18 protein-coding genes are annotated in these 14045 nt (G+C 48.2%); 17 read left to right on the top strand and 1 reads right to left on the bottom strand.

The window, feature by feature from the left end; genetic code table 11:
• Positions 1-124 precede the first annotated feature (124 nt).
• The 17 genes from FYJ34_RS01055 (at position 125) to rsfS (ending at position 13101) form a co-directional block, all read left to right on the top strand.
• A complete protein-coding gene (locus tag FYJ34_RS01055) occupies positions 125-535 on the top strand; it encodes a DUF3842 family protein (RefSeq protein WP_154475457.1) in 411 nt (136 codons plus the stop codon).
• Positions 536-727: 192 nt separating this feature from the next.
• Positions 728-2335: an ABC transporter substrate-binding protein gene (locus FYJ34_RS01060; protein WP_154475459.1), complete on the top strand. Its 1608-nt coding sequence runs from the start codon at positions 728-730 to the stop codon at positions 2333-2335.
• 16 nt (positions 2336-2351) lie between these two features.
• Entirely contained in the window at positions 2352-3335 is a 984-nt protein-coding gene (locus tag FYJ34_RS01065; RefSeq protein ID WP_154475461.1) for an ABC transporter permease, read from the top strand.
• Positions 3328-4161, top strand: coding sequence for an ABC transporter permease (locus FYJ34_RS01070; protein WP_330582489.1), 834 nt, complete (start codon positions 3328-3330; stop codon positions 4159-4161). Before FYJ34_RS01065 ends, FYJ34_RS01070 begins: the two co-directional genes overlap by 8 nt.
• A gap of 8 nt (positions 4162-4169) precedes the next feature.
• Positions 4170-5090 carry an ABC transporter ATP-binding protein gene (locus FYJ34_RS01075; RefSeq protein ID WP_154475465.1) on the top strand — a complete coding sequence of 307 codons (921 nt, stop codon included), beginning with the start codon at positions 4170-4172 and terminating at the stop codon, positions 5088-5090.
• Positions 5080-5694, top strand: a complete 615-nt coding sequence (locus FYJ34_RS01080) for an ABC transporter ATP-binding protein (protein WP_154475467.1) — start codon at positions 5080-5082, stop codon at positions 5692-5694. The genes FYJ34_RS01075 and FYJ34_RS01080 overlap by 11 nt, the downstream gene beginning before the upstream one ends.
• A 5-nt stretch (positions 5695-5699) precedes the next feature.
• Positions 5700-6452 (top strand): nickel pincer cofactor biosynthesis protein LarB, encoded by a 753-nt coding sequence (gene larB / locus FYJ34_RS01085; RefSeq protein ID WP_154475469.1) that lies wholly within the window; start codon positions 5700-5702, stop codon positions 6450-6452.
• Positions 6445-7782 (top strand): nickel pincer cofactor biosynthesis protein LarC, encoded by a 1338-nt coding sequence (larC, locus tag FYJ34_RS01090; protein ID WP_154475471.1) that lies wholly within the window; start codon positions 6445-6447, stop codon positions 7780-7782. The genes larB and larC overlap by 8 nt, the downstream gene beginning before the upstream one ends.
• Complete coding sequence (gene larE / locus FYJ34_RS01095) at positions 7783-8607, top strand: ATP-dependent sacrificial sulfur transferase LarE (protein WP_154475473.1); 825 nt, start codon at positions 7783-7785, stop codon at positions 8605-8607.
• Between the two features lie 116 nt (positions 8608-8723).
• Positions 8724-9032 (top strand): 50S ribosomal protein L21, encoded by a 309-nt coding sequence (rplU, locus tag FYJ34_RS01100; protein WP_154475475.1) that lies wholly within the window; start codon positions 8724-8726, stop codon positions 9030-9032.
• Positions 9033-9049: 17 nt separating this feature from the next.
• The gene (locus tag FYJ34_RS01105; protein ID WP_154475477.1) at positions 9050-9382 is read left to right on the top strand and encodes a ribosomal-processing cysteine protease Prp; all 333 of its coding nucleotides are present in this window, start codon (positions 9050-9052) and stop codon (positions 9380-9382) included.
• Positions 9383-9386: 4 nt separating this feature from the next.
• Positions 9387-9671, top strand: coding sequence for a 50S ribosomal protein L27 (rpmA, locus tag FYJ34_RS01110; protein WP_154475479.1), 285 nt, complete (start codon positions 9387-9389; stop codon positions 9669-9671).
• 76 nt (positions 9672-9747) lie between these two features.
• Entirely contained in the window at positions 9748-11034 is a 1287-nt protein-coding gene (gene obgE / locus FYJ34_RS01115; protein ID WP_154475481.1) for a GTPase ObgE, read from the top strand.
• Positions 11035-11055: 21 nt separating this feature from the next.
• Complete coding sequence (yhbY, locus tag FYJ34_RS01120; RefSeq protein ID WP_154475483.1) at positions 11056-11349, top strand: ribosome assembly RNA-binding protein YhbY; 294 nt, start codon at positions 11056-11058, stop codon at positions 11347-11349.
• 36 nt (positions 11350-11385) lie between these two features.
• Positions 11386-12012 (top strand): nicotinate-nucleotide adenylyltransferase, encoded by a 627-nt coding sequence (gene nadD / locus FYJ34_RS01125; RefSeq protein WP_154475485.1) that lies wholly within the window; start codon positions 11386-11388, stop codon positions 12010-12012.
• Positions 12013-12105: 93 nt separating this feature from the next.
• Positions 12106-12672, top strand: coding sequence for a bis(5'-nucleosyl)-tetraphosphatase (symmetrical) YqeK (yqeK, locus tag FYJ34_RS01130; RefSeq protein WP_154475487.1), 567 nt, complete (start codon positions 12106-12108; stop codon positions 12670-12672).
• A 72-nt stretch (positions 12673-12744) separates the two neighbouring features.
• A complete protein-coding gene (gene rsfS / locus FYJ34_RS01135) occupies positions 12745-13101 on the top strand; it encodes a ribosome silencing factor (RefSeq protein WP_154475489.1) in 357 nt (118 codons plus the stop codon).
• Positions 13102-13339: 238 nt separating this feature from the next.
• On the opposite strand, the gene lexA is transcribed toward rsfS, so the two are convergent.
• The gene (lexA, locus tag FYJ34_RS01140) at positions 13340-13963 is read right to left on the bottom strand and encodes a transcriptional repressor LexA (protein WP_154475491.1); all 624 of its coding nucleotides are present in this window, start codon (positions 13961-13963) and stop codon (positions 13340-13342) included.
• Positions 13964-14045: the final 82 nt, after the last annotated feature.

Raw genomic sequence — 14045 nt, forward strand, 5'->3', positions numbered from 1 at the left:
GTCAAGAAAGGAGCGGCGGTCAGAAGGCCGCCTGCGCCCTTTCAAAAAATTATCGGTCTTTCCAACCGCCCGTTGTTTTGCTATACTGTATCAGTCAGAAAAAGAAAGAAATGGGGGATCAGAGATGAAGCTATTGGTAATAGACGCACAGGGCGGAGGTATGGGGAAACAGCTGGTATCAGCGATCAAAAAAGAGTTTCCTCTGGCGGAGATCACAGCGGTGGGAACCAACTCCTTGGCTACGTCCAACATGTTAAAAGCAGGAGCGGATCATGCTGCAACGGGGGAAAATGCAGTAGTAGTAGGCTGCAGAAGGGCAGAAGTCATTATAGGGCCGGTAGGGATCGTGATCGCAGACTCCATGTATGGGGAAATTACGCCCAGAATGGCAGAAGCCGTGGGGCAAAGTGAGGCAAAGAAGTTTTTGCTCCCCATGAGTCACTGTAACAATACCATCGTGGGAGTGGGAAATACTTCCATGGGGTTTTTGATGGCATCCGTCATCGAAGAGTTAATTCAATATTTTCACTGCTAGAAAGCAGCACCATAGGAAGGGGATCCCGGCTGAAAACAGCACGAAGCGTAACGGAAGTACAGAAGTATTTCAACAGCAGGCAGCCGGATACAAAGTTCTATGGAGCACACAAAATAAGAAATGTCAGAAGGCATAAGAACATCCAGAAGGGTGGTTCGTATGCTTTTTTTCATTTCAGAAGAGAGGGAATCTATGAAAAGAAAAATCGTGAGTATCATATGTATAACGGCAATGGTAGCGCTGGTTGCGTTTGGCTGCAAAAAAGCGCCGGAGAACAAGGAGGCTTCCGTCGGAAAGGAAGAGGGAGTAAAGGCGTACGTGGGGACGTATCTGTTTAAAAAGAGTCTGGATCCTATCAAGGGGGCTATGGCCTATGGCTATCCGTTTATTAACAATGCTTTGATCAAAGTGAACAGCCAGTCAGAATATGTAGGAGACCTGGCAAAAAGCTGGGAGATCAGCCAGGATTTTCTGACTTATACCTTCCATCTGAAGGAAGGGATCAAATTTAGCGACGGAAGCGACTTTCATGCGGAGGATGTGGTATTTACCTATGAAACGGTGCAAAAAAATCAGGCGGACAATGAAAATGTAGATCTGACGCATCTTGAATCGGTATCAGCCCTTGACGAAAACACAGTGGAATTCCGGTTAAAAGAAGCGTATTCTCCGTTTTTGGATACTACGGCGCTTCTTCAGATCGTACCGTCAGATGCATATGACAGCAAAGCCTTTGACACAAACCCCATCGGAACAGGGGCTTACAAAGTAGCGCAGTATGACACAGACCAGCAGATCATCCTGGAGACAAACGAGCATTACTTTGGAGAGAAACCTTCTATCGAGAAAGTCACATTGGTAAATATGGACATCGACGCTGCCTTTGCAGCCGCAAAAGCAGGAGAACTGGATCTTGTTATGGTGGAAACAAGCTATTCCAAAGAAAACGTGAAGGGAATGACCTTGCAGAAGCTGGAAACGATGGATGTAAGAAATGTCAGCCTTCCGGTTCGTCCGGTAACGAAGATGGAGAATGCGAAGGGAGAGACGGTGACCGTCGGAAACCCGGTAACTTCCGATCCGGCAGTAAGAAAAGCACTTTCCATAGGAATCGACCGGCAGAAGATCATTGAGCATGCCTTTGACGGAATCGGGATCCCGGCTGTAAACTTTACAGACAATCTTGTGTGGGCGAGCACCGATACCTATCCGGACAAGCAGACGGACGAAGCCAAAGCGCTTTTGGATGAGGCAGGCTGGAAGGTAGGAAAAGACGGAATCCGTGAGAAGGACGGGCAGGCGTGTGCCTTCCACCTGTACGCAGCGGCAAACGATACAGACAGATATCACCTCTGTGTGGCGCTTGCGGAAAATGCAAAAGAACTGGGAATCGACATCCAGGTAAAAACAGCTACCTGGGACGAGATCCTGACCCTGCAAAACACAGAGCCCATCATATGGGGCTGGGGACAATATTCTCCGACAGTCCTGTCTTCTTTGTTTCAGTCAGACCTGTTCCTGACGGGAGGATATGATAATGCGTCAGGCTATGAAAATCCGCAGGCGGACGCCAAGATCCAGGAAGCGCTGACTGCCGACACACAGGAAAAAGCCATCGCCTCATGGAAGGAACTGCAAAAGATCGTGGAGCAGGATTACACCAATCTGTTTCTTGTAAATATCCAGCACTGTTACTTTGTCAGCGACAACTTGGATATTTCCGTAGATACACAGATCCCACATCCCCATGGCCACGGGGCGCCTGTGATCTGCAATATGGCAGACTGGAAGCTGAAATAGAACCGGAGAAAAGGCTATGAAACAAGGAAAAAAGTTATTAGAAGAAAGTATAAGGATGTTGCTGCTTTTAATAGCGGTCAGCATTGTGGCGTTTTTACTGATCACAAAGGCGCCTATCGATCCACTTGTTTCCTACATCGGTACAAATTCAACACTGTCGGAGGAGGCAAAAGCAGAGATCGTAAAGGAATGGGGATTGAAAGATCCCCTTCCCCAACGATTTTTTATCTGGGTCAAGCATGCGGTGCGTGGAGATCTGGGAAGATCCATCACCTATAAAAAGTCGGTCAGCACGGTGATCCGGACAAAATTTTCTTATTCCATCCTACTCATGATGCTGGCATGGCTCTTTTCCGGCGTCCTAGGATTTGTCATAGGGATCTTCTGCGGGATGCGCCAGGGAGGGATCCTGGACAAATTAATAAAAACTTTCTGTCTTCTGATCAAATCGGCGCCGGTTTTCTGGATCGGACTTTTGGCTTTGACAGTCTTTGCAGTCTGGCTGGGCTGGTTTCCTATCGGAATGGCAGTTCCTACGGGGAAACTGGCCTCAGATGTTACGGTGGGAGACCGTATCCGCCATCTGGTCCTGCCGGTATTTACGCTTACGCTTGTGAGCATCAGTGAGGTTGTATTATATACACGGCAGAAGGTGATAGAGATCAGGAACAGCGATTTTATCCTGTATGCAAGGGCCAGAGGAGAAAACAACAGACAGCTTGTCCGACGTCATATTTTACGAAATGTGGCTCTTCCGGCTATCACGGTACAGTTTGCTTCTTTTAACGAACTATTTGGAGGGATGGCGCTTGCAGAGACTGTATTTGCCTATCCCGGTATCGGAACGGCAGCAACTGCCGCAGCTACCAATGCAGACGTACCGCTTCTTTTGGGAATTGCCGTATGCAGCGCAATATTTGTATTTGTGGGAAATCTGATCGCCAACCTGCTGTATGGTGTGTTTGATCCCCGGATCAGAGAGGGGGAGCAGCGTGGATAAAAGACAGATTTGGAACAGGCGGATCCTGGTGGCTCTTTTGGTGTCCGCTGCAGTCGTATATCTGGCAGGGATCTTTTTCTGGGGGATTTCTATGGATCCTTCCTGTTATGATACAAATTATGCGGACAAATTTATATCTCCGGGATCAAAGCATTGGTTTGGCACGGATTTTGTGGGAAGAGATATGTTTTACCGATGTATCAAAGGATTGTCCAACAGTCTGATCGTGGGGATCCTGGCGTCGGTCGTCAGCTCTGTCATTGCTTTGGCGGCCGGAATTGCCTCCGCTGTGCTTGGCGGCCGGGTGGACCGATGTGTAAATTGGTGTGTGGATCTGTGTATGGGTCTGCCTCATCTTGTACTTTTGATACTGATCTCTTTTATGATGGGAAAGGGGGGCAGGGGAGTCACGATAGCGGTAGCTCTGACCCACTGGCCTTCCCTGACCAGGATCGTCCGCTCGGAAGTGATGCAGATACGATCCTCACAGTATGTGCAGGCGTCATACCGATTGGGGAAATCAAAGATCTATGTGGCAGTCCGTCATATTCTGCCGCATGTTCTTCCGGTATACATGATCGGACTGATCCTGTTGTTTCCCCATGCGATCATGCATGAGGCCGCCATCACCTTCCTTGGGTTTGGGATGCCTGCAGAAATGCCTGCCATCGGCGTGATCTTATCAGAGGCGATGAATCATATCACAACAGGAAAATGGTGGCTTGCCCTGTTTCCCGGATGTATGCTTCTGATCGCAGTGATTCTATTTGACGTGATCGGAGAAAATCTTAAAAAACTCTGGAATCCGGGAAGCGCACAGGAGTAGGGGGAGAAATGAAAGAGAAAAGTATTTTAACGGTAGACGACCTGGTTGTGTCGTTTCATATGTATAAAGGTTTGTTTCGGAAAGAGCGTCTGGAAGTCGTGCATTCTCTTTCTTTGGATGTCAATCGGGGAGAGATCGTGGCTGTGGTAGGCTCCAGCGGATCCGGGAAAAGCCTTCTTGCCCATGCCATCATGGGACTTCTTCCCGATAATGCAGCGGTGAGTGGAAGGATTTGCTATGACGGAAAAGAGCTGACGCAAAAGACCAGAAAAGCTCTTCTGGGAAAAAAGATGACGTTCATCCCACAGTCTGTAGACTATCTGGATCCTGTAATGAAGGTGGGAAAGCAGGTGATAGGAGTCTATTCCACAAAGGAACGCCAGGAGGAACTGTTTGAAAAATACAAATTGCCGAAAGAAACAGAGGAGATGTATCCGTTTCAGCTTTCAGGAGGAATGGCAAGAAGAGTACTGGTCTCATCGGCAGTCACGGAGATGCCGCAGCTTTTGATCGCAGATGAGCCCACGCCGGGGCTGGGAATTGAGATGGCCATGGATACGCTGAAGCATTTTCGGGAGATTGCAGATCAGGGGGCGGGGGTGCTTCTGATTACCCATGACATTGACCTGGCGTTTTCGGTGGCTGACAGGATCGCTGTGTTTTATGCCGGGACCATCCTGGAATCTGCTCCGACGGAAGACTTTCTTGCCGGTGCAAAAAAACTTCGCCATCCTTACAGCAAGGCGTTTATTTCCGCACTTCCGCAAAATGAGTTTCAGGCCATGGAAGGTGTCCAACCCCATGCGGCCTGCCTGCCAAAGGGATGCCTGTTTGCGGACCGTTGTCCGAATGTGACGCAGGAATGTTTGGAAGAGATTCCCATGAGAAGCTTACGCGGCGGAAAGGTCAGGTGTGTACATGCAACTTAGCGCAGAAAATATCAGTTTTCGATATACAGAAACATCTCCCTGGATCTTAAAGGATGTCAGCCTGAAGGTAGATACGGGGGAAAGAGTGGGGATCGTCGGGCCCTCCGGATACGGGAAGAGTACACTGGCAAAAATTCTGGCGGGATACCAGCGTGCAGAGGTCGGGCAGGTTTTGATCGATCAAAAGCCTGTACAGACAAACGGATTCTGTCCGGTACAGCTGATCTACCAGCATCCGGAGCTGGCGGTCAACCCCAGGTGGAAAATGGAAAAAACCCTGAGAGAATGTTGGGATCCGGATGAAGAGGTCCTACGGTGCTTCGGCATTGAAAAGGACTGGCTGAAAAGATGGCCGCGGGAGCTGTCAGGAGGAGAATTACAAAGGTTTTGTATTGTACGGCTGCTAAGTCCCAAGACAAAATTTTTGATCTGTGATGAGATCACAACGATGCTGGACGTTATCTCCCAGGCGCAGATCTGGAACAGACTTCTTATGCTGTCAGAAGAACGCAGCTACGGAATGGTGATCGTCACCCATAATATGGAACTGGCAAAACGGGTCTGCACAAGAATCATTGATTTAAGGGAAATAAACCGGAGGTAGGGAAAATGGATACAAAGAAGATACTGGAACAGGTAAAAGAGGGAGAACTCTCCATAGAAGAGGCGGAAGAATGGTTTCGCAGACAGCCGTTTGAAGATCTAGGCTATGCAAAGCTGGATACACACAGAAAGCTGCGCTCCGGATGTGCGGAAGTGATCTTTTGCAGTGGAAAAGCAGACGATCATCTGTTAAGCATCTATGAACGTCTTTATCTGGCAGAAGGAGAAGTGCTGGGAACGAGAGCCGACAAAGAGCAGGCGGCGCTTGTCCAGGGAAGATTGAAGGAAGTCGTCTATGATCCTCTGTCACGTATTTTAAAAATCGAAAAGAAGGACAAGGAGTATGTGGGAAAGATCGTAGTGTGTACGGCGGGGACGGCGGACATTCCGGTGGCGGAAGAAGCGGCGCAGACGGCAGAATTTTTCGGGAATCGGGTAGAACGACTGTACGATGTGGGAGTAAGCGGACTGCACCGTCTTCTTTCCCGGGTAGAAACCGTTCAGAAAGCCAACTGTGTGATCGCAGTGGCGGGAATGGAGGGGGCGCTGGCAAGTGTGATCGGAGGGCTGGTAGACAAGCCGGTGATCGCAGTGCCTACCTCTGTCGGCTATGGGGCAAGCCTGAATGGGATTTCGGCACTTCTGACAATGATCAATTCCTGTGCCAACGGCATTGCTACCGTAAATATTGATAACGGCTATGGGGCTGGATATATCGCATCACAGATCAACAGACTGGGGGTATACAAGAATGGGTAAACGAAAACTATATCTGGAATGCTACGCAGGGATTAGCGGCGACATGACAGTGGCAGCTCTGCTGGATCTGGGGGCGGATCCAAAGGTGTTGGACGAGGCATTAAACAGTCTTTCCATCAGCGATCAGTTTCAGACCAGGATCAGCAGAGTGTCAAAATCAGGACTGGATGCCTGTGATTTTGAAGTGGTGCTCCGGGAGGACAATCATGACCATGATATGCAGTATCTGCATGGCCACAGCCATGGGCAGGAGCATTCACACAGCCATGATCAGGAACACACACACAGTCATGATCAAGAGCACACACACAGTCATGCGCAGGGACATTTACACAGCCACCAGGCGAAGGAAGAGGGCTGTGGTCACTGTCACCGAAGCCTGACAGAGATCCAGAAGATCATCTACAACAGCTCCCTGACAAACCGTGCAAAAAAGCTGGCGGAAAGTATGTTTGATATTCTTGCGAATGCAGAAGCGAAGGCTCATGGAACATTAAAAATAGAGGTACATTTCCACGAAGTGGGCGCCGTGGACTCGATCGTAGATATGATTGCCGCTGCCGTTTGCATAGATAATCTGGGAATTGATGAGGTGATCATCCCGGCGCTTTATGAAGGAATCGGAACCGTTCGGTGTCAGCATGGAATCCTGCCTGTTCCGGTTCCTGCCGTCGTCAATATCGTCAATACAGAAAACCTTACCCTGCACATTACAGAAACAGAAGGGGAGTTTGTCACACCTACAGGGGCAGCGATCGCAGCAGCGATCAAGACAGATGACAGACTTCCTGAAAAATTCCGTATCCTGAAGACGGGGATTGGGGCAGGAAAGAGGACCTATGAAAGACCCAGCATCCTGCGGGCAATGCTGATCGAAGAACAGAAACAGCCGGCTGCCGGATCGGACTGTATCGTAAAACTAGAAACCAATATAGACGACTGTACGGGAGAAGCGCTTGGATACGCAATGGAACGGCTGATGGAAGCGGGAGCCAGGGATGTTCACTATTTTCCGGTTTTCATGAAAAAGAACCGCCCCGGTTATCAACTGAATGTGATCTGCACCCAGGAGCAGATTCCCTCCCTGCAAAAGATCATCTTTGAGGAAACCACCAGCATCGGTATCCGGATCCAGCATATGGAAAGAAGTGTTTTGCCAAGAGAGATCCAGACACGCGACACGTCACTGGGAGAAGTGCAGGTAAAGATCTGTCACCTTCCATCCGGACCAAGGATCTGTCCGGAACATGAAAGTATTGCAAAAATCTGTAAGGAAAGTGGAAAATCCTGGCAGGAAGTATACCGCCGGATCATTGAGGAATGCCGATAGATGAAAACATATGAAGAAAAAAAGAAATTCCTTCATGAGAGAGCGGCTTCTCTTATGAAAGAAGACCTTGTACTTGCTTTTTCAGGAGGCGTAGACAGCAGCCTTCTTCTGAAGATATTTTGTGAGGCGGCGAAACCTTTCCGGACGACGGTATACGCCGTTACCGTACATACGGAGCTGCACCCTCTGAAGGATATTAAGATCGCCAGACAGGTGGCAAAGGAGGCGGGGGCGCAGCACTTTGTGGTCTACATCAATGAGCTTCAGGAGGCCGATATCCGGTTCAATCCCAAAGACCGGTGCTATCGCTGTAAAACGCTGCTGTTTGGCAGACTGAAAGAAAAAGCAAAGGAACTGGGGGCGGATACGGTGGCAGAAGGAACCAACGAAGACGATCTGCATGTGTACCGTCCGGGTATCCGGGCTTTACAAGAACTGGGCATCATCAGTCCTCTGGCAGAAAGTGGGTTTACCAAGGCAGAAGTACGGAAGCTGGCACAGGAGTACGGCATTTCTGTGGCAAACCGTCCGTCCACCCCCTGTATGGCGACCCGTTTTCCCTATGGGACGGAACTGGATTGCGAAAAGATGCGGCAGGTAGAAGAGGAAGAAGAATGGCTGAAGACCTTTGGATTTTATAATGTAAGGATCCGGGTGCATGACGATACCGCAAGGATTGAAGTAGATGAAAAGGACCTACCTTTGCTGCTAAAACACAGAGAGAAGATCGTCAGGCGGCTGAAAAAATCCGGTTATACTTATGTGACGGTGGATCTGGAAGGATTCCGTTCGGGAAGTATGGACATTCAGGATAGACATTCATAAAAAAAGCTTGCTTTTATAAATTGTAGATGGTAGAATACAAGAGTATGCCGCACAATGAGGTTTTAAGATTCTTCGGAACACCGAAATTGGCGAGTAATGATTATAGGAGGTGCCATATGTACGCGATTATAGCAACAGGTGGTAAGCAGTACAAAGTAGCAGAAGGCGATGTCATCAGAGTGGAAAAGCTTGGTGTGGAAGCTGGAGAAGCTTATACATTTGATCAGGTTCTGGCAGTCAGCAACGATGGATTGAAAATCGGAAATCCGGTAGTTGAAGGCGCTACTGTTGAAGCTACTGTAGTTGAAAACGGTAAGGCGAAAAAGGTCATCGTTTACAAGTACAAAAGAAAAAGCGGATACCATAAGAAAAATGGTCACAGACAGCAGTACACTGCAGTGAAGATCGAAAAGATCAACGCTTAATTATTTGGAGAGCATCCATGATTCAGATAACCCTTTACAGAAATCCACAGAAAGAGTATTGTGGGTTCCGGTCTTCGGGACACGCAGGATTTGCCAGGGCAGGACAGGATATTGTCTGTGCGTCCGTTTCCGTCTTGATCATTAATACGATCAACAGTATAGAAACGTATACAAAGGATAAGTTCTCTGTGGTTTCTGATGATAGAAAAGGGCTGATCGATTATCAGCTAAAGGACCGGCCGTCAAAGGAGGCAGAGCTTCTCTTAAAGGCGATGGCGCTGGGACTGCAACAGCTGGCTGATGATAAACACTATGCAAGATACATTGATTTAACATTCGAGGAGGTGTAGCACAATGATGAAATTAAACCTTCAGTTTTTCGCTCATAAAAAAGGTGTGGGTTCTACCAAGAACGGACGTGATTCCGAGTCCAAAAGACTGGGAGCCAAGAGAGCAGACGGACAGTTTGTAAAGGCAGGAAACATTCTTTACAGACAGCGGGGAACCAAGATTCACCCGGGTGTGAATGTAGGACGCGGCGGAGATGACACCTTGTTTGCACTGGCAGACGGAGTTGTGAGATTTGAGAGAAAAGGAAGAGATAAGAAACAGGTTTCTATCTACCCGGTAGCTCAATAACAGAAGAGATCAAGAGTGTTGCAGGATAACTACTATCAGTTATAAAGCAGCACTCTTTTTTGAAAGGATGGAAGATATGTTTGCAGACAGAGCAAAGATATTAATAAGATCTGGTAAGGGAGGAGACGGGCATGTAAGCTTCCGAAGAGAACTCTATGTCCCCAACGGAGGGCCGGACGGAGGAGACGGCGGACGCGGGGGAGATGTGATCTTCGAAGTGGACAAAGGACTGAATACCCTCCAGGACTACAGACATAAACGAAAATATCTGGCAAAGGACGGACAGGAAGGCGGCAAAAGAAAATGCCACGGGAAGGATGCTTCCGACATTATCTTAAAGGTTCCGGAGGGAACGGTGATCAAAGAGGCAGAGTCGGGAAAAGTCATTGCAGATATGTCGGGAGACAATTGCAGGCAGGTAGTCCTTAAAGGGGGAAGAGGCGGCCTGGGTAACCAGCATTTTGCCACGTCTACGATGCAGGTCCCCAAATATGCACAGCCGGGACAGCCGGGACAGGAACTGACGGTGCTGCTGGAGCTGAAAGTCATTGCCGACGTTGGTTTGATTGGTTTCCCAAATGTGGGGAAATCCACTTTCTTATCCAGAGTTACCAATGCAACTCCCAAGATCGCCAATTATCATTTCACCACACTGGCTCCCAATCTGGGAGTGGTGGATTTAAAAGACGCAAAAGGCTTTGTGATCGCCGATATTCCGGGGTTGATCGAGGGAGCCTCTGAGGGAGCCGGTCTGGGACATGAATTTCTAAGGCACATAGAAAGAACCCGCCTTATGATCCATGTGGTAGATGCTGCCGGTACGGAAGGGCGAAGTCCCATAGAAGATGTTTACAAGATCAATCATGAGCTGGGCAGCTACAGTGCAAGCCTGATGGAAAGACCGCAGGTCATTGCAGCCAACAAGACAGATCTGATCTTTGCAGGCGGGGAAGAGGATCCGGTAGAGCTTTTGAAAAAGGAATTTGAACCGCAGGGTATAAAAGTGTTTCCTATTTCCGGGGCGACCGGCGAAGGGCTGTCAGACCTGCTGTATTATGTTTCCAGGGAACTGGAGAGTATGGATCAGGCGCCTGTCATATTTAATCAGGAATATTTTCCGGAGGAGGAATTGATCTACGAAAATCTCCCCTATACGGTAGAAGTAGAAGATGGAATCTATGTAGTGGAAGGTCCCAAGATCGAAAAAATGCTTGGATATACCAATCTGGATTCGGAAAAGGGCTTTGCATTTTTCCAGAAGTTTTTAAAAGAGGCGGGGATTTTGACAAAGCTGGAAGAAGCAGGCATAGCGGAGGGAGACACGGTTCGTATGTATGGTCTCCAATTCGACTATTACAAATAAGAAAGACTGAGGAGAGAAGAGATGACGACAAAGCAAAGGGCTTATTTAAAAGGCCTGGCAATGAATCTGGACCCCATTTTCCAGATCGGAAAAAACAGCATGACTCCGGAGATCACGGCTGCAGTAGAGGAAGCGCTTGCGGCAAGGGAACTGATAAAGATCAGCGTCCTGAAAAACTGTGCGGATGATCCCAGAACTCTGGCAGAGATTCTGGCAGAGCGGACACATGCGCAGGTTGTCCAGGTGATCGGGAAAAAGATCGTGCTGTACAGAGAAGGAAAAGAAAAGCAGAAAAGGATCCAGCTTCCCAAATAAGCAGGCATGAAAAAAAGAGAAGCAGGAGAAGAAACTATGAAGATTGGAATCATGGGAGGAACCTTTGATCCGGTACATAACGGACATCTGATCCTGGCAGAAGCGGCGTTGATGCAATATCATCTGGACACTGTCTGGTTTCTCCCAAACGGGCATCCGCCTCACAAGCAGCAAAACACGATTGAATGTACCATAGAAGACCGGATCCACATGCTGGAACTGGCAATTGCAAAGCAGCCTTCTTTTGGACTGGAATTATATGAAACGCAGAAAACAGATATTGCATTTTCGGCAGATACACTGGAATATCTGGCCAGGACCCACGCAAAAGACCATCTTTACTTCATTATAGGCGGAGACTCTCTTATGACGATAGAGTCCTGGGTCCGCCCGGAAGACATTTTCAGATACAGCACTGTCCTGGCTACCTACCGGAACGAATTAAACACAAAGGAAGGACTGATCCGGCAAATTTCCCATCTTACTGAAAGATATCGGGGAGATATCCGACTATTTGAGACGCCCATCCTTCCCATCTCTTCCAGAGAGCTTCGCAGACAGATACGAAGCGGGCAGCCCGTATCCGGAATGCTCCCGCCGGAGGTGGAGGCATATATCCGAAAAAAGGGGCTATACGGGGCACGGGATAGTCTGTCGTTGTGAGAGGATATAACGGATAGGTAAAGGTAAAGAAGAAACAGGAGAAAGAAAAAGGCTGTGATACAGGAACCAGAACCAAGATGGAAGGAGAGTACGATGCACCAGACGATCAGGCAGATTGAGGAAAAGCTGAAGGGACAAATGACCTATTCCCGATACAGGCATACACAAGGGGTTATGTATACCGCTTCCGCCCTTGCCATGCGGTATTCCTGCAATATCCGAAAGGCAATGCTGGCCGGCCTTCTCCATGACTGCGCAAAGTGTATTCCGGCAGAGGAAATGCTTCGGTTATGTGAGAGATATCAGGTATCTCTTTCCTCTCACGAGAAAGCGCATCCCCCTTTGATCCATGCAAAGCTGGGAGCGGCGCTGGCAAGAGAAGAGTACGGGGTAAAAGAAGCGGAGGTATTGGATGCGATCACCTGGCATACTACAGGCAGAGCAAATATGAGCCTTCTGGAAAAAATCATCTTTGTGGCAGATTATATTGAACCAAACCGTCCGGCTTTTGAAGGGATCGATCTGGCGCGAGCCGCTTGTTTTCGGGACATAGACGAGGGAGTCTGGCTGGTGTCCGGGCAATCTCTTCGCCATCTGAAACAAAGAGGGATCTCCATTGACCGGAAAACAGAAGAAACCTACGAATTTTATCATCGCTAGAAGAGACTGAAAAGTGTTCCGATAAAAACAGATTGGCGATACAGACAGTTGAAGAGCAGGGAGGGAAACAGATTGAAGGAAATCAAGAAAATGGCAGCAACCATTTATCATGCATTGGATGAAAAAAAAGGAGAACAGATCCTAATTCTGGATGTTTCACAGATTTTTTCCTTTGCAGATTATTTTGTCATTACCAACGGTTCCGGAAGTACACAGATCCAGGCGTTGGTAGATGAAGTGGAGGAAAAGATGCACAAAGCAGGATTTTCTCTGAAAAGCAAGGAAGGACGTAATATGTCCACCTGGATGCTGCTGGATTACGGAGATGTGATCGTACATATTTTTGACAGGGAAAGCAGAGAATACTATCACCTGGAAAGGATCTGGTCCGATGCAAAGGCAGTGGATCCGGAAGAAATCCTGTCCTGATACAGAAAGTTGTAAAAACGCTGTAACCTTTGTTATTTCAGGCTACAGCGTTTTTTATGAGGGGGAGTCTATATACCTTGGGTTCATTTCGTTTTCACGACAGAAGAACGAAACTGTAGAAAACAGGTACAGACCACCCCTCTTGTATTTATATGATTGTATTTATACGGGTTGTATTTGTCCTCGCCTGCAAAGAGCAGCTCTGTCCTGCTGGCTGCAATGACCTGTGGTTTTTCTATCAGGAAACATGAAAGCGGAATACGCCGATCACCTTGCCCAGGATATCACAGTGGGGGACGATGATGGGTTCCAGCGCGTCGTTCTCCGGCTGAAGCCGGAACATCCCATTGCTTTCTTTATAAAAACGCTTTACGGTAGCGCTGTCGTCGATCAGGGCGACTACGATTTCTCCATTTCTTGCTACCGGACATTGTTCCACCAGGATCAGATCTCTGTCCAGAATCCCGGCCTGAATCATGCTGTCACCTCGTACCTTCAGCATATAGGTGGGATTTTGGGGGATATATTCCGTAGGAACAGGAAAGTAGTCCTCGATATTTTCTTCGGCAAGGATCGGTTCTCCCGCAGCCACCTGTCCCACGATGGGAACATTGGCCATTTCCCGGCGCATCAGCATAAAATCATCGTCCAGAATCTCGATAGCTCTTGGCTTGGTAGGATCCCGGTGAATGTACCCGTTTTTCTCCAAAGACTCCAGATGTGCATGGACAGAGGAGGTGGATTTCAAATGAACTGCCTGGCAGATGTCTCTTACGGCAGGCGGAAATCCCCTTTCTACGATCTGCATTTTAATATAATCTAATATTTCCTGCTGTTTTGCACTGATCTTACCCTGAGCCATAATATCCCTCCACACATCCGTTTTCGTGTTTTCATTTTAGCATAGGCAAAATGAAAAGGCAAACACTTATTCAGAAAATATG

It is taken from the genome of Suipraeoptans intestinalis (genome assembly GCF_009696485.1).
GTDB lineage: Bacteria > Bacillota > Clostridia > Lachnospirales > Lachnospiraceae > Suipraeoptans > Suipraeoptans intestinalis.